We start from the raw sequence: 16,015 nt of genomic DNA, 5'->3' as shown, positions 1-16,015 counted from the left end.
GAGGGGACTGCCGCCGCATCGGCAATTCACCCTCTCCCGCAAAGCGGGGGAGGGAAGGGGCTCACGGCATAGCCGTGGGAAGGGAGGGGGCAACCGCCGCACTCACTCCGCAATCGGCTCGTAGAATTCCGGTCCGAAGTCCGCCGCCTGCCGGCTGGTCACGTTGAAGGGCTTCTTCAGGTTGCCCCGGAAATACTGCTTCACCAGAGCCTGCCACGTCTCCACCGGGTCCGCGCCGCGCTTGGCGCAGAGGTGGCCGAACCAGCGGCGGCCGGCCGCGACGTGGGTGATTTCCTCGTCGTGGATGGTCTGGAGCAGGCCGGCGCTCTCCTCGTCGCCGAACTCCCGCAGGCGGCGCACGGTGTCGGGGGTCACGTCCAGGCCACGCGCCTCCAGCACCATCGGCACCACCGCCAGCCGGGCGGCGAGGTCGTGGGCCGTGGTGATGGCCGCCTGCCACAGGCCGTCATGGGCTGGCAGTTCGCCATAGCCGGAGCCCATCGCGTTCAGCCGTTCCTCCAGCATCAGAAAGTGCCGGGCCTCGTCGTCGGCCACCTGCACCCAGTCGTCGGTGAAGCCCTTGGGCATGCCCTCGCCGACGAAGCGGCAGACGATGTCCCAGGCGAGGTCGATGGCGTTCAGCTCGATGTGGGCGAGCGCGTGCAGCAGGGCGACGCGGTTCTGCGCGCTGCCGCCGCGCCCGCGCTTGGGCATGTCGCGGGGCAGCATCAGCGGCGGACGTTCCGGACGGGCGGGGCGCTCCGGTGGGAGGGTGTTGCCGAATTCGCTGATGCGGCCGTCGCGCCACGCGGCGGCGTAGTCCCGCGTCAGGCGCACCTTCTCCAGCGGCGCCGCGGTGGTCAGAACCGCGACGGCCGCGTCACACAGGGTCGTCACCATCCATACGCAACGAAGTGGGGGTTGAGGATGTCCGCCTTGCCGTAGACGAGCGGGGAGCCGTCCGGCTGCTCCACCCGGCCGCCGGCGGCGATCAGCACGGCATGGCCGGCGGCGGTGTCCCACTCGCTGGTCGGGCCGAAGCGGGGGTAGAGGTCGGCCTTGCCCGCCGCCACGGTGCAGAACTTCAGGGAGCTGCCGCAGGTCACCCGGTCCTTGACCGTGTGGTTGGCGAGGAAGGTCTCCAGTTCGCTGCCGCTGCCGTGCGACCGGCTGGCGACGACGGTCAGGCCCTCGGCCGGGGGCTTGCGGACGTGGATGGGGTAGTCGTGGCGGCCCTCCACCCAATGCACGGCGGTGCCCGGCCCGGCCGCGGCGTAGAGGTCGCCGGTCGCCGGGGCGTAGACCACGCCCAGCACCGGCTTTCCGTTCTCGATCAGCGCGATGTTGACCGTGAACTCGCCGTTGCGGCTGATGAACTCCTTGGTGCCGTCCAGCGGATCGACCAGCCAGAAGCGCCCGCCGGAGATGTCCGGCCGGTGCCCGGCGGCCACGGCTTCCTCCGCCACCACCGGGATGCCGGGGGCGAGGTGGTGCAGGGCGGGGGTGATGACGTGCTCGGCGGCGAGATCGGCCTGCGTGACGGGGCTGCCGTCCACCTTTGTGGCGGCGTCGATGCCGCCGTTGTAGAAGCGCAGGATCACCTGACCAGCTTCGTGCGCGATGGTCCGCACCTTGGGCAGCAGGGTCGCCGCGGCGGTGTCGGTCATGTGGTCCTCCGGTGGGCAAGTCGAACGCCCACCATAGCGCGCCCGGCACACGGGCTGGAAGACCCGGAAAGGGCAGGGACGAAAGGAGAATGCGGATGATCGCGGAATGGCGGGGCATGAAGCCGGCGGATCTGGACGCCGTGATGCGCATCGCCGACATCGTCCACCCCGACTACCCGGAGGAGCGCGCCGTCTTCGCCGAGCGGCTGGTCCTGTTCCCGGACGGGTGCCGCATGGCGCTGGCCGGCAGGGAGTTGGCTGGCGGGGAGCCCGTCGGCTACGCGGTCATGCATCCGGGCGTGCTGGGTGCGCCGCCGCCGCTCGATTCGCCGCTGGGCGGGCTGCCGGAGGCGGCGGACTGCCTGTACCTGCACGACGTGGCGCTGCTGCCCGCGGCGCGCGGGTTTGGGCTCGCGGCCCTGGCGGTGGAGCATATGGACATGCTCGCGGTGGCGCGGGGCTATGGGTGGCTGGCGCTGACCTCCACGCCGAAGGCGCGGGGCTTCTGGGACCGGCAGGGATTTCTGCCCCACGACGGCGGGCCGGCGCTGGCGGCGAAGCTCGCCTCCTACGGGGACGGCATGGCCTACATGACCCGGCGGGTGCGCGAGCTTGGCTGTTGAGGGCGGGCCGATTGGTGTATCAGGGATAGTGCCCACGGAGGAGACCGCCGCCCATGCCGACCGTCCCGCACACCGAGCGCCACTTCACCGCCTCCGAAACCGTCCGCGACGTGGTGATCGGGATGGCCGACGGGCTGACGGTGCCCTTCGCGCTGGCCGCCGGCCTGTCCGGCGCGGTGGACGACACCGGGCTTGTGGTGACGGCGGGGCTGGCGGAGATCGTGGCGGGCTCCATCGCCATGGGGCTCGGCGGCTATCTCGCCGCGCGGACGGACGCGGAGCACTACCATTCCGAATACGCCCGCGAGACCCGCGAAACCCATGAGCTGCCGGAGCAGGAACGCCGCGAGGTCGCCGCGATCTTCCGCAGCTATGGCCTGCGGGGGCCGCAGCTCGACGCCGTGGTGACGGCCATCGCCAGCGACCGGCAGCGCTGGGTAGACTTCATGATGAAGTTCGAACTGGGGCTGGAGGAGCCGAACCCCCGCCGCGCCCCGGCCAGCGCCGCGACCATCGGCGGGTCCTATGTTGTCGGCGGGCTGATCCCCCTGCTGCCCTACATGCTGATGGACCATCTGGCGCCGGCGCTGCGCGTGTCCGTCGCCGTCACGTTGGTGGCACTGGCCGTCTTCGGCGCGGTCAAGGGACGGCTGACCGGGGTGGGGACGCTACGGTCGGGCGTGCAGACGCTGGCCGTGGGCGGTCTGGCCGCCGCCGCGGCCTACACGCTGGCGACGCTGATTGGCTGAGGGGTGGCGAGTGCCTCCAGCGCGGGCTTGGCGAACAGATAGCCCTGCATCAGCGTGATGCCCAGGTCGCGCAGGGTCTGCGCCTCGTCCGCCGTTTCGATGCCTTCGGCGACGGGGGTGATGTCCAGGTCGCGGCAGACCATCAGGATGGCCTTGACGATGCTGCGCCGGGTGCGGTCGCGGTCGATGGCGCGGGTCAGCTCCATGTCCAGTTTCAGGATGTCCGGCTGGAACTCGGCCAGCAGGTTCAGGCCGGAATAGCCGGCGCCGAAGTCGTCGATGGCCGTCTGGAAGCCCTGGCGCTTGTACTCCGTGAAGATGCTCTTCAGGTGGTTGTGGTCCACCACGCGCTCGTTCTCGGTCACCTCGAAGATGATCCGGTCGGGCGGGAAGCCGGTGCGCTCGGCCGCCGCCAGCGTGGCGCGGATGCAGGTCTCGGCCTTGTAGACCGCGTTGGGCAGGAAGTTGATGGACAGCCGCGCGTCCCGCAGCCCCAGGCGGGAGGCCAACTCGATGGCCTTGACCCGGCAGGACTGGTCGAAGGCATAGCGCGTGTCCTCGGTCACCTGCCCGAGCACCCAGCCAGCCCCCTGGCCCTCGCGGCCACGCACCAGCGCTTCGTGAGCCCAGGGGCGGCCAGCCTCGACGTCCACGATGGGTTGGAACGCCATCGTGAAATCGAACCCGAGCCCGTTGGCGCACAACCCGCCGCAGCCGTCCCCCGCCGTCTCAACCGCCATTTTCCGCCCCTTGCTGTTCCCTTGTCTTTGGGAAGTGAAATTATGGCGACTTTTTCACGACTTTCATCGGTTCGAGGTGTGACAACAGCCACGCCCTCGGCTCACGCCCGCGCCGTCATTCGGCCGCCGCGCGCAGGCGGTGCGCCTGGATGGCCTGCCAGACCGACAGCGGAGTCGCCGGCATGTCCACATGCTGGATGCCGTAGTCCGACAGCGCGTCGACCAGCGCGTTGATGACCGCCGGCGGCGCGCCGATGGCCCCGGCCTCGCCGGCCCCCTTCATGCCCAGCGCGTTGGTCGTGCTGGGCACGCAGTTCAGCTTGATGCGGATGTCCGGGATGTCGACCGCGCGGGGCAACTGGTAGTCCATGAAGGACCCGCTGAGCAGCTGGCCGCTGTCCGGGTCGAACACGACGCGCTCCTGCAAGGCCTGTCCGATGCCCTGGGCGACGCCGCCGTGCACCTGGCCCATGACCAGCAGCGGGTTCACCACCGTGCCGAAGTCGTCCACCACCGTGTAGTCCACCACCTCGACCACGCCGGTTTCCGGATCAACCTCCACCTCCGCGACGTGGCAGCCGTTGGGGAAGGTGTTGGCCGGCGGGGTCCAGCGCGCCATCTCGGAGAAGGCGATACCGCCGCCAGAAGCAGAATCGGTTGCCGCCGCCTTCGCGGCCACCTCCTTGAAGGAGACGCTGCGGTCGGTGCCGACGACGCTGAAGACGCCTTCCTTGAACTCCACGTCCACGGCGGCGGTCTCCAGCAGGTCGGCCGCCACGTCCGTGGCCTTCGTCACGACGCGCGAGGCGCTTTCCGCCAGCGCGGCCCCGCCCACGGGGACAGAGCGGGACCCGCCGGTGCCGGCACCCCAGGTGACGCGGTCGGTGTCGCCCTGCACGACCTCGATGTCCTCCGGCGGGACGCCCAGCCGGTCGGCGAGGATCTGCTTGTAGGCGGTCTCGTGCCCCTGACCGTTGGTCTGGGTGCCGATCATCAGCACGATGCGGCCGTCGCCGTTGACCTGCACGGTCGCCTGCTCCGGCCCGCCGCCCGAGCAGGCCTCGATGTAGGTGGAGATGCCGGCGCCGCGCAGTTTCCCGCGCGCCTTGGCCTCCGCCTTGCGGGCGGGCAGCCCGTCCCAGCCGGCCAGCGCCAGCCCGTCCTCCAGATTCTTCAGGAAGTCGCCGGTGTCGTAGGTCTGGCCCATCGGGGTGGCGAAAGGCATCGCGCTGGCGGGGATGAAGTTGCGCCGCCGGATCTCCGCCGGGCCAAGGCCGGTGACGCGGCCCGCGTGGTCGATCAGGCGTTCCAGCAGATAGGCCGCCTCCGGCCGGCCGGCGCCGCGGTAGGCGTCCACCGGCTGGGTGTTGGTGAAGACGCCCTTCACGCGCACATAGACGGCCGGCGTGGTGTAGGAGCCGACCAGCATGGCCGACCCCGCGTCGGTCGGGATGAACGGGCCGTAGTTCGACAGGTAGGCGCCGAGGTTCGCCACCGTGTCCACACGCAGCCCCAGGAACTTGCCGTCGGCGTCCACGGCCAGCCGGGCGCGGCTGACGTGGTCGCGCCCGTGGTCGTCGCTGAGGAAGCCCTCCGTCCGCTCCGCCGTCCACTTCACGGCGCGCTTCAGGCGTTTCGCCGCGAACAGGCAGACCATGTATTCGGGGTAGTTGAACAGCTTCATGCCGAAGCCGCCGCCGACGTCGGTGGTGACGACGCGGAACTGTTTCTCCGGCAGCTTGAACAGCTGCGAGAACTGCTTGCGCAGCCCATGCACGCCCTGGCTGGTCAGGTAGATGACCAGACGGCCGGTGTCCGCCTCCACATCGGCGAGGCAGGCGCGGCCCTCCATCGGGTTGGCGACGACGCGGTTGTTGACGATCTCCAGTTCGACCACGCGGGCGGCCTTGGACAGGGCGTCGTTCACCGCGTCCTCGTCGCCCTGCTCCCAGTCGAAGCAGAGGTTGTTCGGCGCCTGGTCCCAGACCAGCGGGCGGCCGGGCTCCAGCGCCTCCGCCGTGCCGGTGACGGAGGGCAGGTCGTCGTAATCGACCATCACCAGCTCCGCCGCGTCGCGGGCGGCGTCCAGCGTCTCCGCCACCACCACCGCGACCGGGTCGCCGACGTGCCGCACACGCCCCTTGGCCAGCGCCGGACGGGGCGGGGCGACGTAGTCGGAGCCGTCGCGCTGCTTCAGCCCCGCCTGACAGGGGATCGGCTGAATGCCGTCCGCCTCCAGATCCTCCACCGTGAAGATGCCCAGCACCCCCGGCTGGCTCGCCGCGTCGGCCGTGTCGATGCCGCGGATCGCGGCGTGCGCGTAGGGCGAGCGGACGAACACCGCGTAGGTCTGGCCGGGCAGCGACACGTCGTCGGTGTAGCGGCCGCGGCCGGTCAGCAGGCGCGCGTCTTCGGTGCGGGGGACCGGCTGGCCGATGCCGAACTTCTTCATGGTGCGGGCTCTTCGCTTGTATCGGGGGTGGGCCGAAGCGGACGGAATGCGCACCGTAAGGTAGGGCCAAGCGCGCCCGCTGGGAAGGGCCGCCTTGCCGCGGTCCTGCTTACGCCAGCGCGAACAGGTCGAAGCCGAGCGCCTTCTGCACCGCGTCGCCGACCACCGCCAGCATGGCCTTGATGGCCGCCTGAACGGCGATCTCGACCATCTCCGACGCGGCGATCAGCGTGTTTTCCGTCGATTGGAGCTGCATGGAAAACAGCAGCTTGGCGGTTTCCGGCGTGTAAGCCGGGGGCACCTGCGCCAGATCCGATTCGATGCCGGCGATGGTCTGGGCGATCTTCTGGAACTCCGTCGTGGCGTAGGCCGCCGTGCGGTCCCAGTTGTCGCCGAAGGCGGCGGCGCCGGCCGCGAGCATCCGCTGCGCCAGGCTTTCAACGTCGAGGGCCATGGTCCGGGTCTCCGATCAAATCTGGTTGCGCTTCTTGGCGAGTTCGACGGCGAGGATGGCGCGCAGCGCCTGCGTGGTGATGTCGCGCACCCGCTGGGCCGCCGGGCCGGTCAGGTAGGTTTCGCCCTGGTGGATCAGGGCCATCGTGTCAATCTGGCTGCGCACGTTCTGCAGCATCTTCACGGTGCAGCCGACCCCGCCGCCGGAACCGTCCGTGGTGGTCGCCGCTTCCGTCGCTGGGGCAGTTGGCGCGGGCAGGGCGGCCCCGCCGGCGGCGCCCAGGATTTGCCGGACCGTGTCCGGGATGACGCAGCTGCGGGTGATGTCCTGCGCCTCTGCCCGCACGGTCAGCGTGTCCACCGCCGCGCGCGAGTCGTCGTAGAAGGCGAGGTTGTTGTCGTAGCGCCCGGCTGCATCCTTGACCTTGCCGAGCCGATCCATCTTCAGGATGAACGTCTCCAGCGCCAGATGATAGGCCGTGACCCCCTTTTCGATTTCCGGATCGTAGGGCGTCATGGGCTGCAAGGCGGCGCAGGCCGTCGCCAGCATCACGGCGGCAAGTAACGACGCGAAACGGGCGGGATGGAAAAGTTTTTTCACAACGGCATAGTCGTGTATGTATTTCATCGTCTTCCCCAAAGGCAGCGCCGGGGATGCTAGGACTTATACCTTTATTTTGGAAAGAGGCTTCTTGCCGCTGGGCATAGGTCTTCCGCAGGCGCCGCCATGCTGGAAGGCGGGGCGGGGTTTCCTTATGTTTGCAAGGCTGTTGTCTCGACCTTTTTGGGGACGTCGCGGGCCATGTGCGGACGCATGCTTCTCACCACGCCGGTGGCGGAAATCCAGAAGGTCTTCGGCTTTCCGGAGCGCCCGAACCTGAAGCCGCGCTGGAACGTCGCCCCGACGCAGGACCTCCCCGCCGTGAAGCGGGAGGAGGACGGGCGGCATCTGGTGCTGCTGCGCTGGGGGCTGGTGCCCTTCTGGGCGGACGACCCGTCCATCGGGGCGCGGCTGATCAACGCGCGGGGCGAATCGGTGGCGGAAAAGCCCTCCTTCCGCGAGGCGTTCCGCAAGCGGCGCTGCCTCGTGCCGACCGACGGCTTCTACGAGTGGAAGGCGGAGGGCAAGCGCAAGCAGGGCTACGCCATCCGCCGCCGCGACCGCGCGCCCTTCGCCTTCGCCGGCCTGTGGGAGCGGTGGAATGGACCGAAGGGCGGCCCGGCCCCCGACGCGCCGCTGGAGACGCTGACCATCGTCACCACCACGGCCAACGCGGTGCTGAAGCCGCTGCACGACCGCATGCCGGTGATCCTGGACGAAGCCGACTGGGACCTCTGGCTTGACCCTGCGGCTCCGGCCCCCGTGCTGGAAGGGCTGCTGAAGCCGGCGCCCGACGACCTGCTGGAGGCCTACGCCGTCGGCCCGCGGGTCAACAATGTGCGCAACGACGACGAAGACTGCGCGGCCCCGCTCGATGCCACCCCGTCCCTGTTCTGAAGGCCCGTATATTAGAGCCTTCTGGTTCTCGGTGGTGGTGCTGGTCACCCTCACAACCGGAACGGCTTATGCCCAGGGTGGCAAGACCAAAGGAAAGGTCGCCAGCACGCCCAACGAAACGTTAAAAGGCAAAGGCGCCGCCGTTGAAGGCGATCTGCTGACCGTCAACGGCACCCCCGTCCGGCTGATGGGCATCGACGCCCCCGATCCGGGGCAGAAATGCCGGAACCGGTACGGCCACGAGCTGGACTGCTTCCGCATCGCCACGGCGGTGCTGGCCAGTCTGGTCAAGGACGAGGAGATCACGTGCACCATCGCCGACAAGGATCGCACCGGTCTGAAGATGGGCGAATGCCGTGTGCGCGGCGTCGATCTGGGGGCCGCGATGGTCGCGCGCGGCTGGGCCTTCTCCTACAGCAGCCTGTCCCCCACCTACGCCCGCAGCGAGGACTATGCGCAGAGCAAGCGGCTCGGCCTGTGGGCGGGCAAGGTGGAAAAGCCGTGGCAATGGCGGTCACGCCAGCAGCGCGAGCGGGCTCGCTGACCTCTACCGAGAGGGGAAGGGAGCCTCGGCTTTTTTTCGGTTCGTCCCCGCCTGGGGGCATGATAGTGTTTCAGTGTGTTAACGGTTGATTAAGCAAACAGGTCGGCCGGCGCGTGGGGCGCCGGGTCCCGGCCGGGTCCACCACACGGCGCGGAAGAACGGGTCATGCGAGTCTACGCACGCCAACTGTACGATCATCTGCCCTACCTGCGCCGCTACGCACGCGCGCTGACCGGATCGACCGACGCCGGCGACGATCTGGTGACGCGCTGCGTGGAGGTCGCGGTGATGGCGCCGTCGCGGTTCGGGCTTGAAAAAGGGGCGCGGATTCCGCTCTACGCGCTCCTGAATCTGCTGTTCGACGACGAGGGGGAAGGGCGCCCGGCGCCGTCGCCCCATCCCATCGAACGCGCGCTCGCCACCTTGCCGGAAGGCGAGCGGCGCATGTATCTGCTGATCACCCTGGAAGGGCTGTCGGTGCCGGAAGCGGCCCAGGTCCTGGAGATTTCGGCGGCGGACGCCGCGGAACGGCTGACCGTCGCGCGCGACAAGGTGCGCAGCGCCCTGACCCAGCGGGTGCTGGTGGTGGAGGACAACCCGGTCCTCGCCATGGAGATCGGCGAACTGGTCACCGACATGGGCCATGTCGTCTGCGGCACCGCCGGCAACGAGCGCGACGCGCTGGAACTGCTTGAGGCCGAGAAGCCGACGCTGGCCCTGCTCGACGTGCGGCTGGCCGACGGCGGCAGCGGGGTGGAGGTCGCCCGGCGGCTGCGCCAGAAGCGCGCCATGCGGACCATCTTCGTCACCGCCTACGACGGCGATCTTGAAGAGGCGGACGCCCGCCACCTCGGCCAGATCGTGCGCAAGCCCTTCACCAACGACGCGATCCGCGACGCCATTTCGCGCGCCGTGTTCATGCCGACGCCGGTCGCGCTGGCCTGACGGGCGTTCGCCCCGGACAAATTTGCCCCAAATAAAAGAGAGGGCGGCCTTTTGGCCGCCCTTTTTGTTTCTGCTGCCAGGATGGGAGGGGTCAGACCGTCGTGCGCCGGCCGACCACCATGCGGTAGATGGCAAGGATGATGATGGCGCCCACGATGGCGCCGATGAAGCCAGCCCCCTCGCCGGCCCGGTACCAGCCGACCGCCTCGCCCAGGTAGGTCGCGACGAAGGCACCGGCAATGCCAAGCAGCGTCGTGATGATGAAGCCGCCCGGATCGCGGCCCGGCATCAGGAACTTGGCGATGATGCCGGCAAGGAAGCCGATGATGATCGTCCAAAGGATACCCATAACCAATCTCTCCCTGCTGTTGCGGGACCCTCTTCCCACTGACCCATAACGCGCGTGGCGGCGAATGGTTCTGCCCGGAAGGGGGAACCTTTGCGGATGACCCCATGTTGTCCCGGCGCCCTTCGGGGCCCGAATCAAGGGAGAGCAGGAATGAAACGCAACCACGCCAAGGCCGTGGCCGCCGCCGTCGTGGCGCTGTCGGTTTCCGCAATCGGCGGCGCCGCCCTGGCGCAGACTGCCACCACCACCGCACCGGCCGGCGCCGCCAAGGGGATCGGCGACACCTCCTCCTCGCTGGGGGGCAAGGTGACGACTTTGGGTGAGACGTCGACCGCAGCCGGATTCGCGCAGCAGGCCGCCTCCGGCGGCATTTTCGAGGTCGAGTCCAGCCGACTGGCGATGGACCGCTCCAGCGTCGAGGGCGTGCGTGGTTTCGCCAACAAGATGGTCCAGGACCACACGCTGGGGAACCAGCAGCTGATGGCGCTGTCGCGCGCGAACGGCATCACGCCGGAACCGGTCCTGACCGGCCACCAGCAGCAGATGATGACGCAGATGCAGGGCCTGTCGGGGCGCGATTTCGACCGGCAATATCTGGTCAACCAGGTCCTGGCGCATCAGGAGACCATCCGCCAGTACGAGGCGGCGCGCACCTCCACCGATCCGGGCATGCAGCCCTTCCGGGAATTCGCGGCGCAGGCGCTGCCGATGCTGCAGCAGCACCTTCAGCAGGCCCAGGCGCTCGCCGGCTCCGGCGTGCCGACCGCACAGCAGTAAGGGGCCTCTCGGCCCCCTCTCCTCCGTGAGGGGAGAGGGGGGCAGGGATAAGCGGTTACCAGCGCAGCATGCGGATGTTCTCGGCGTAGCGCTCCGGGCCGCCGGTGAAGGTGGCGGTGCCGGCGACCAGCACGTCCGCGCCGGCCTCGATGGCGATGCGGGCGGTCTCGCCGTTGATGCCGCCGTCGACCTGGAGGTCGATGGGCTTGCCCAGCGCGTCGATGCGCCGGCGCAGTTCGCGGATCTTCGGAAGCTGGCCGTTGATGAAGCTCTGCCCGCCGAAGCCGGGGTTCACCGTCATCACAAGCACGAGGTCCAGATCCTCAAGCAGGTAATCCACGGCCTCCAGCGGGGTGGCCGGGTTCAGCGACAGGCCGGCCTTCTTGCCCAGCGACTTGATGAGCTGGATCGTGCGGTGGACGTGCGGGCCGGCTTCCGGATGGACGGTGATGATGTCGGCCCCGGCCTCGGCGAAGGCCGCGATGTAGGGGTCCACGGGGGAGATCATCAGGTGCACGTCGAAGGTCTTCGCCGTGTGCGGGCGCAGCGCCTTCACGACCGCCGGGCCGATGGTGATGTTCGGCACGAAATGGCCGTCCATCACGTCGATGTGGATGTAGTCGGCGCCCGCCGCATCGACGGCGCGCACTTCCTCGCCCAGCCGGGCGAAATCGGCGGAGAGGATGGACGGGGCGATCTTGACCGGGCGCATGGGCATAGTCCTTTGGGCATGCGGAAAGGCGCCTTCCCATAACACGGCTCGCCCCGTGCCCCCAACCCCTTGTCCGGTGCGGGCTTGCGGATTCTCAGCGTTCCGGCTGAGAGCGCAGGCGGGTCATGCCGGCGCCTTGCCCAGATAGGCGCGGCAGCCGTCCAGCGAGATCAGTTGCGGGTAGTCCAGCTCCGGCACGCGGATGCCCAGCGCGTTTTCCAGCTTCAGGACGAAGTTCAGGAAGTCCACGGAATCGAAGTCGAACTGGTCGCGGAACGGGCGGTCGGGAACCAGCGCCGAGAGGTCGGCGTCGGGCGCCACGCCGGACAGGGCGTCCAACACCGCCCGCTCGATCCGGTCGCCCTCGATCCGGTCTCCTCCGATCCGGGCCATGGTCTTTCCTCCATTCGCGCCGCCGCTTCCTCCGGCGGCGTGCGCAAGGCATCATGCAGACGGGAAACCTGACCAAGCCATGACGAAAACGCAAGAAAAGCGAGAGCCATGGCGGAGGAACGTCGCATGCCGGTTCGCGAGTTGGAGGCCCTGTTCCGTCCGAAGGGCGTCGCCGTGGTGGCGGACGGCGACCCGCCGCTGGCCCGCGTCGCCGCGCGCAACCTCGCCGCCGGCTACGGCGGGGTGGTGCAGCGGGTGGAGGCGGCGGCCCTGCCGACGCTCGCCTCCGTTCCGGAACTGGTGGTCATCGCCGCATCGGCGGAGCGGTTGCCCGCGCTGGTCGCGCAGGCCGGGCAGGGCGGGGCGAAGGCCGCGCTGCTGCTGGGCGCGCACGGCGACGGGCCGGACCTGCGCAGGGCCTTGAAGGAGGCGGCGCGCGCCCACGGCCTGCGCCTGCTGGGGCCGGCCAGCCTGGGCGTGGCGATGCCCGGCAAGCGCTTCTGCGCCGGCGCCTTCCACCGTCCGCCGCCGAGCGGGCGTGTGGCGCTGGTGACGCAGTCCGGCACGCTGGCCGGCGCGGTCATCGACTGGGCGCAACGGCGCGGAACCGGCTTTTCCCACGTCGCGGTGCTGGGCGACGCGGTGGACGTCGAGGCGGCCGACCTGCTGGACTATCTTGCCGCGCAGGTCGACTGCCACGCCATCCTGCTGGTGCTGGACCAAGTGGGGGAGGCGCGCCGATTCGTCTCGGCGGCGCGGGCGGCGGCCCGGATGAAGCCGGTGATCCTGCTCCGCACCGGCCGGGCCGACGGCGGCGACGGCGTTTTCGACGCGGCCATTCGTCGCGCCGGCCTGCTGCGCGTGTCGGCGCTGGAGGATCTGTTCGACGCGCTGGAGGTGCTGGGCGTGTCCCACCCGATCCGCGGCGACCGGCTGGCCATCGTCGCCAACGGGCGCGGGGTGGGGCAGCTCGCCGCCGACGCCGTTTCCGATGGGATTGCGGATGGGTTGGGCCGCCTTGCCGCCCCGGCGGGGCTGTCCAACCCGCTCGACCTCGGGGAGGAGGCGGAGGGCGTCGCCTACGCCGCCGCGCTGTCGCGCCTGCGCGCCGATCCGGCGGTGGACGCGGTGCTGCTTCTGCACGCACCGACCGCGCTCGTCCCGGCGGGCGAGGTGGCACGCACCATTGCCGCGAGCCTCGACGCCACCAGCCGCACGCCGGTCCTGACGAGCTGGCTGGGCGAGCGCGACGCCGACCACGCCACCGCCGAGCTGGCGCGCCACCACGTCCCCGTTTTCGACACGCCCGACCGGGCGGTGCGCGCCTTCCGCCATGCCCTGGCCTTCCGCCGCAATCAGGCGCTTCTGACCGAAACCCCGCCCTCGGTGCCGGAGGACTTCACGCCGGACGTGACCGAGGCCCGGCGGGTGATCGACGGCGTGGTGGCCGCTGGGCGCACCGCGCTCAGCGCCCCGGAGACGGTCGCCCTGCTCGCCGCCTACGGCCTGCCGGTTGGGGATGTGGCGAGCGTGGCCGGCCACGACCTCGCCGTCAGCCTGCGCGAGGACACACGGTTCGGGCCGGTGCTGACGGTCGGGCACCTCGCCGCGCGCCTGCCCGGCGAGAGCACGATGGCCTTGCCGCCCCTGACCATGACGCTCGCCCGCGAGGCGCTGTTGCGGGTTCCCGCCGTGCAGTTGGCGCAGGAGGAGGGGCTGGACGGCGCCAGTTTGGACGCCTCCGCCCTGACTCTGCTGAAAATTGCGCAGCTCGCCGCCGACGTGGAGGAGCTGGCGCATCTGACCCTGGCCCCCGTGCGGCTGAGCGCCGCCGGGCTGAGCATCGGCGGTGCCTCGGCCCGCCTGATCGAGGGTGGGCGGCCGCGCACGCCCTTCACGATCCGGCCCTACCCGAAGCATTTGGAACGGCCGCTGCCACTGGCGGACGGCCGGACGCTGCTGATCCGCCCCCTGGTGCCGGAGGACGAGCCGGCGCTGAAGGCCCTGTTCAAGCGCCTGACCTCCGCCGAAATCCGCCTGCGCTTCTTCACGCAGAAGCAGGAACTGAGCCACGGTATCGCCGCCCGCATGACGCAGCTCGACTACGACCGGGAAATGGGGCTCGCCGTGACCGACCCCGGCCGGGCGGGCGTGGCGGCGGTGCATGGGGTGGTGCATCTCGCCCGCGCCGCCGACGGGGAGCGGGCGGAGTTCGCCATCATGCTGGCGCACGACATGGCGGGGCTGGGGCTCGGCCCCGTGCTGATGCGCCGCATCATCGACCACGCCCGCACCGCCGGCCTGACGGAGATCTTCGGCGAGGTGCTGCACGAAAACCGCGCCATGCTGCGCCTGTGCGAAGCTTTTGGCTTCAAGCGCCACAGCTCCAGGGACGACCCCGGCGTCACCCATGTGGTGCTGACGCTATGAGCGGCCCTACAGGCGATCGGGCCGCCTATTGGGCCGCCGAGGCGGCGGCGCTGGCCGCGCCCTGGGGCGGGATCAACATGGCCTGGGTGGCGGTGGACCGGCATGTCGCAGCGGGGCGGGGGGACCGCCCGGCGCTGCGCTGGGCCGGGCGCGACGGCGCCACGACGACGCTGACCTACGCCGAGCTGTCCGACGCCAGCGGGCGCTTCGCGGCGCTGCTGCGCGGGATGGGCGTGCGGCGGGGGGAGGTGGTGGCGACTCTGCTGCCGCGCCTGCCCGCGCTGTATGTGGCGGCGCTCGGCGCGCTGAAGGCCGGCTGCCTCTATGCCCCGCTGTTCGCCGCCTTCGGGCCGGAGCCGGTGCGGCTGCGTCTGGCGCTGGCCAAGGCGCGGGTGGTGGTGACCACGCCGGCGCTGTGGGCGCGCAAGGCCCCGGCGGACCTGCCGCAGCCCTGCGACGTGGTGATGGTGGACGAGGGCTGGGACGCGCGCCTGTCCGCCCTGGAGCCGTTTACCTGCGCGCCCACCGTGCCGGACGATCCGGCGCTGCTGCATTTCACCAGCGGCACGACCGGCGCGCCGAAGGGGGCGCTGCACGGGCACGGCGCCATCGTCGCTCAGCACGCCACCGCGCGCGACGCGCTGGGCCTGCGCCCCGGTGACGTCTTCTGGTGCACGGCCGATCCGGGCTGGGTGACCGGCACGGTCTACGGCATCCTGGCGCCGCTGGCCGTCGGGGCAACGGTGGTCGCGGACGAGGGCGACTTCGACCCCGCGCGCTGGTGCGCGCTGCTGGAGCGGGAGCGCGTGGCCGTCTGGTACACCACACCGACCGCGATCCGCCTGTTGATGCGCGCCGGCACGGACCTTGTGCGGCGCTACGACCTGTCCAGCCTGCGCCACATCGCCAGCGTGGGGGAGCCGCTGGACGCCGAGGCCGTCACATGGGGACAGCGGGCCTTCGGCCATCCCGTCCACGACACTTGGTGGCAGACGGAGACGGGGGCGATCATGCTCGCCACCCTGCCGGGTCAGCCGGTGGTGCCGGGAACGCTGGGCTTTCCCGTTCCGGGCATCGAAGCCGATGTGAGGGCGGAGCCCGGCGCGGCCGGCGAGTTGGTGCTGCGCCCGCCCTGGCCGTCGCTGTTCCAGGGCTATCTGAACGACGAGGCGCACACGCGCGCCGCCTTCGCCCATGATCCTGATGGCGTCTGGTGCCGCAGCGGCGACCTTGCCCGGCGCGATCCGGACGGGCGCTTCACCTTCGTCGGGCGGGTGGACGACATCATCAAGACCTCCGGCCACCTCGTCGGGCCGTTCGAGGTGGAGAGCGTCCTTCTGGAACACCCCGCCGTCGCCGAAGCGGCGGTGATCGGCAAGCCCGACCCGACGGCGGGGGAGGTGGTGAAGGCCTTCGTTGCGCTGAAGCCCGGCTTTTCGGAGGGCGAAGCCCTGTCCCGCGACCTGATCGCCTACGCGCGCCGCCGCCTCGGCCCGGCTCTGGCGCCGCGCGAGATCGCCGTTGCCGACCGGTTTCCGCACACCCGCAGCGGCAAGATTCTGCGCCGGCTGCTGAAGGCCCGCGAGCTTGGGTTGCCGGAAGGCGATCTTTCAACCTTAGAGAATGGCGGGAGATAAGCCGCGCCGTTCCGGGTTAAGGTGGGGCAGTTCCCGGCGACGCGAG

Annotated in this window: 17 protein-coding genes; 8 read left to right on the top strand and 9 right to left on the bottom strand. The window is 70.4% G+C overall.

From position 1 onward, the window contains the following. Positions 1 to 102 precede the first annotated feature (102 nt). Complete coding sequence (locus ACSVC7_RS16125) at positions 103 to 900, bottom strand: ferritin-like domain-containing protein (RefSeq protein ID WP_448203118.1); 798 nt, start codon at positions 898 to 900, stop codon at positions 103 to 105. Then, positions 894 to 1,667 carry a 3'(2'),5'-bisphosphate nucleotidase CysQ gene (cysQ, locus tag ACSVC7_RS16120; protein WP_448203117.1) on the bottom strand — a complete coding sequence of 258 codons (774 nt, stop codon included), beginning with the start codon at positions 1,665 to 1,667 and terminating at the stop codon, positions 894 to 896. The genes ACSVC7_RS16125 and cysQ overlap by 7 nt, the downstream gene beginning before the upstream one ends. 95 nt (positions 1,668 to 1,762) lie before the next feature. On the opposite strand from cysQ, the gene ACSVC7_RS16115 reads away from it, so the two are divergent. Both ACSVC7_RS16115 and ACSVC7_RS16110 read left to right on the top strand, forming a co-directional pair. Then, complete coding sequence (locus ACSVC7_RS16115; RefSeq protein ID WP_448203116.1) at positions 1,763 to 2,290, top strand: GNAT family N-acetyltransferase; 528 nt, start codon at positions 1,763 to 1,765, stop codon at positions 2,288 to 2,290. A gap of 53 nt (positions 2,291 to 2,343) precedes the next feature. Continuing rightward, entirely contained in the window at positions 2,344 to 3,039 is a 696-nt protein-coding gene (locus ACSVC7_RS16110; protein WP_448203115.1) for a VIT1/CCC1 transporter family protein, read from the top strand. Here the strand turns inward: ACSVC7_RS16110 and ACSVC7_RS16105 are convergent. The 4 genes from ACSVC7_RS16105 to ACSVC7_RS16090 all read right to left on the bottom strand — a co-directional run bounded on the left by ACSVC7_RS16105 (position 3,012) and on the right by ACSVC7_RS16090 (position 7,312). Beyond that, entirely contained in the window at positions 3,012 to 3,779 is a 768-nt protein-coding gene (locus ACSVC7_RS16105) for an EAL domain-containing protein (protein WP_448203114.1), read from the bottom strand. The genes ACSVC7_RS16110 and ACSVC7_RS16105 overlap by 28 nt on opposite strands. Before the next feature lie 115 nt (positions 3,780 to 3,894). After that, positions 3,895 to 6,231, bottom strand: coding sequence for a xanthine dehydrogenase family protein molybdopterin-binding subunit (locus ACSVC7_RS16100; protein WP_448203113.1), 2,337 nt, complete (start codon positions 6,229 to 6,231; stop codon positions 3,895 to 3,897). Positions 6,232 to 6,340: 109 nt separating this feature from the next. After that, the gene (locus tag ACSVC7_RS16095) at positions 6,341 to 6,685 is read right to left on the bottom strand and encodes a hypothetical protein (RefSeq protein ID WP_448203112.1); all 345 of its coding nucleotides are present in this window, start codon (positions 6,683 to 6,685) and stop codon (positions 6,341 to 6,343) included. Positions 6,686 to 6,700: 15 nt separating this feature from the next. After that, positions 6,701 to 7,312, bottom strand: a complete 612-nt coding sequence (locus ACSVC7_RS16090; RefSeq protein ID WP_448203111.1) for a hypothetical protein — start codon at positions 7,310 to 7,312, stop codon at positions 6,701 to 6,703. A gap of 174 nt (positions 7,313 to 7,486) precedes the next feature. Here ACSVC7_RS16090 and ACSVC7_RS16085 point away from each other — a divergent pair, with 174 nt between their 5' ends. From ACSVC7_RS16085 to ACSVC7_RS16075, 3 genes are all read left to right on the top strand, one after another. Further along, positions 7,487 to 8,182, top strand: coding sequence for an SOS response-associated peptidase (locus ACSVC7_RS16085; protein ID WP_448203110.1), 696 nt, complete (start codon positions 7,487 to 7,489; stop codon positions 8,180 to 8,182). Between the two features lie 37 nt (positions 8,183 to 8,219). Next, positions 8,220 to 8,726 carry a thermonuclease family protein gene (locus ACSVC7_RS16080; RefSeq protein WP_448203109.1) on the top strand — a complete coding sequence of 169 codons (507 nt, stop codon included), beginning with the start codon at positions 8,220 to 8,222 and terminating at the stop codon, positions 8,724 to 8,726. 165 nt (positions 8,727 to 8,891) lie between these two features. Further along, complete coding sequence (locus ACSVC7_RS16075; RefSeq protein ID WP_448203108.1) at positions 8,892 to 9,671, top strand: PhyR family response regulator anti-anti-sigma factor; 780 nt, start codon at positions 8,892 to 8,894, stop codon at positions 9,669 to 9,671. A gap of 91 nt (positions 9,672 to 9,762) precedes the next feature. Here ACSVC7_RS16075 and ACSVC7_RS16070 read toward each other — a convergent pair whose 3' ends face one another. Then, positions 9,763 to 10,020, bottom strand: a complete 258-nt coding sequence (locus tag ACSVC7_RS16070) for a GlsB/YeaQ/YmgE family stress response membrane protein (RefSeq protein ID WP_448203107.1) — start codon at positions 10,018 to 10,020, stop codon at positions 9,763 to 9,765. A 150-nt stretch (positions 10,021 to 10,170) separates the two neighbouring features. On the opposite strand from ACSVC7_RS16070, the gene ACSVC7_RS16065 reads away from it, so the two are divergent. After that, positions 10,171 to 10,797, top strand: coding sequence for a DUF4142 domain-containing protein (locus ACSVC7_RS16065; protein ID WP_448203106.1), 627 nt, complete (start codon positions 10,171 to 10,173; stop codon positions 10,795 to 10,797). A 55-nt stretch (positions 10,798 to 10,852) separates the two neighbouring features. On the opposite strand, the gene rpe is transcribed toward ACSVC7_RS16065, so the two are convergent. Next, positions 10,853 to 11,509, bottom strand: coding sequence for a ribulose-phosphate 3-epimerase (gene rpe, locus ACSVC7_RS16060; protein WP_448203105.1), 657 nt, complete (start codon positions 11,507 to 11,509; stop codon positions 10,853 to 10,855). Positions 11,510 to 11,632: 123 nt separating this feature from the next. Continuing rightward, positions 11,633 to 11,902 carry an acyl carrier protein gene (locus tag ACSVC7_RS16055; protein ID WP_448203104.1) on the bottom strand — a complete coding sequence of 90 codons (270 nt, stop codon included), beginning with the start codon at positions 11,900 to 11,902 and terminating at the stop codon, positions 11,633 to 11,635. Positions 11,903 to 12,010: 108 nt separating this feature from the next. On the opposite strand from ACSVC7_RS16055, the gene ACSVC7_RS16050 reads away from it, so the two are divergent. Beyond that, positions 12,011 to 14,332 carry a bifunctional acetate--CoA ligase family protein/GNAT family N-acetyltransferase gene (locus ACSVC7_RS16050; RefSeq protein ID WP_448203103.1) on the top strand — a complete coding sequence of 774 codons (2,322 nt, stop codon included), beginning with the start codon at positions 12,011 to 12,013 and terminating at the stop codon, positions 14,330 to 14,332. Then, a complete protein-coding gene (locus ACSVC7_RS16045; RefSeq protein WP_448203102.1) occupies positions 14,329 to 15,969 on the top strand; it encodes an AMP-binding protein in 1,641 nt (546 codons plus the stop codon). Before ACSVC7_RS16050 ends, ACSVC7_RS16045 begins: the two co-directional genes overlap by 4 nt. Positions 15,970 to 16,015: the final 46 nt, after the last annotated feature.

The sequence above is a fragment of the Azospirillum mesophilum genome (genome assembly GCF_053470405.2).
Note: the sequence above shows the minus strand (reverse complement) of the source record. Positions and strands in the feature narration are given on the sequence as shown.

Bases quoted from the DNA above. Each gene is read 5' to 3' on its own strand.
- ACSVC7_RS16105 (WP_448203114.1), bottom strand. From the start codon at position 3,779: ATGGCGGTTGAGACGGCGGGGGACGGCTGCGGCGGGTTGTGCGCCAAC.
- ACSVC7_RS16125 (WP_448203118.1), bottom strand. From the start codon at position 900: ATGGTGACGACCCTGTGTGACGCGGCCGTCGCGGTTCTGACCACCGCG.
- ACSVC7_RS16090 (WP_448203111.1), bottom strand. From the start codon at position 7,312: ATGAAATACATACACGACTATGCCGTTGTGAAAAAACTTTTCCATCCC.
- ACSVC7_RS16055 (WP_448203104.1), bottom strand. From the start codon at position 11,902: ATGGCCCGGATCGGAGGAGACCGGATCGAGGGCGACCGGATCGAGCGG.
- ACSVC7_RS16110 (WP_448203115.1), top strand. From the start codon at position 2,344: ATGCCGACCGTCCCGCACACCGAGCGCCACTTCACCGCCTCCGAAACC.
- ACSVC7_RS16085 (WP_448203110.1), top strand. From the start codon at position 7,487: ATGTGCGGACGCATGCTTCTCACCACGCCGGTGGCGGAAATCCAGAAG.
- ACSVC7_RS16050 (WP_448203103.1), top strand. From the start codon at position 12,011: ATGGCGGAGGAACGTCGCATGCCGGTTCGCGAGTTGGAGGCCCTGTTC.
- rpe (WP_448203105.1), bottom strand. From the start codon at position 11,509: ATGCGCCCGGTCAAGATCGCCCCGTCCATCCTCTCCGCCGATTTCGCC.
- ACSVC7_RS16070 (WP_448203107.1), bottom strand. From the start codon at position 10,020: ATGGGTATCCTTTGGACGATCATCATCGGCTTCCTTGCCGGCATCATC.
- ACSVC7_RS16115 (WP_448203116.1), top strand. From the start codon at position 1,763: ATGATCGCGGAATGGCGGGGCATGAAGCCGGCGGATCTGGACGCCGTG.
- cysQ (WP_448203117.1), bottom strand. From the start codon at position 1,667: ATGACCGACACCGCCGCGGCGACCCTGCTGCCCAAGGTGCGGACCATC.
- ACSVC7_RS16075 (WP_448203108.1), top strand. From the start codon at position 8,892: ATGCGAGTCTACGCACGCCAACTGTACGATCATCTGCCCTACCTGCGC.
- ACSVC7_RS16045 (WP_448203102.1), top strand. From the start codon at position 14,329: ATGAGCGGCCCTACAGGCGATCGGGCCGCCTATTGGGCCGCCGAGGCG.
- ACSVC7_RS16100 (WP_448203113.1), bottom strand. From the start codon at position 6,231: ATGAAGAAGTTCGGCATCGGCCAGCCGGTCCCCCGCACCGAAGACGCG.
- ACSVC7_RS16065 (WP_448203106.1), top strand. From the start codon at position 10,171: ATGAAACGCAACCACGCCAAGGCCGTGGCCGCCGCCGTCGTGGCGCTG.
- ACSVC7_RS16095 (WP_448203112.1), bottom strand. From the start codon at position 6,685: ATGGCCCTCGACGTTGAAAGCCTGGCGCAGCGGATGCTCGCGGCCGGC.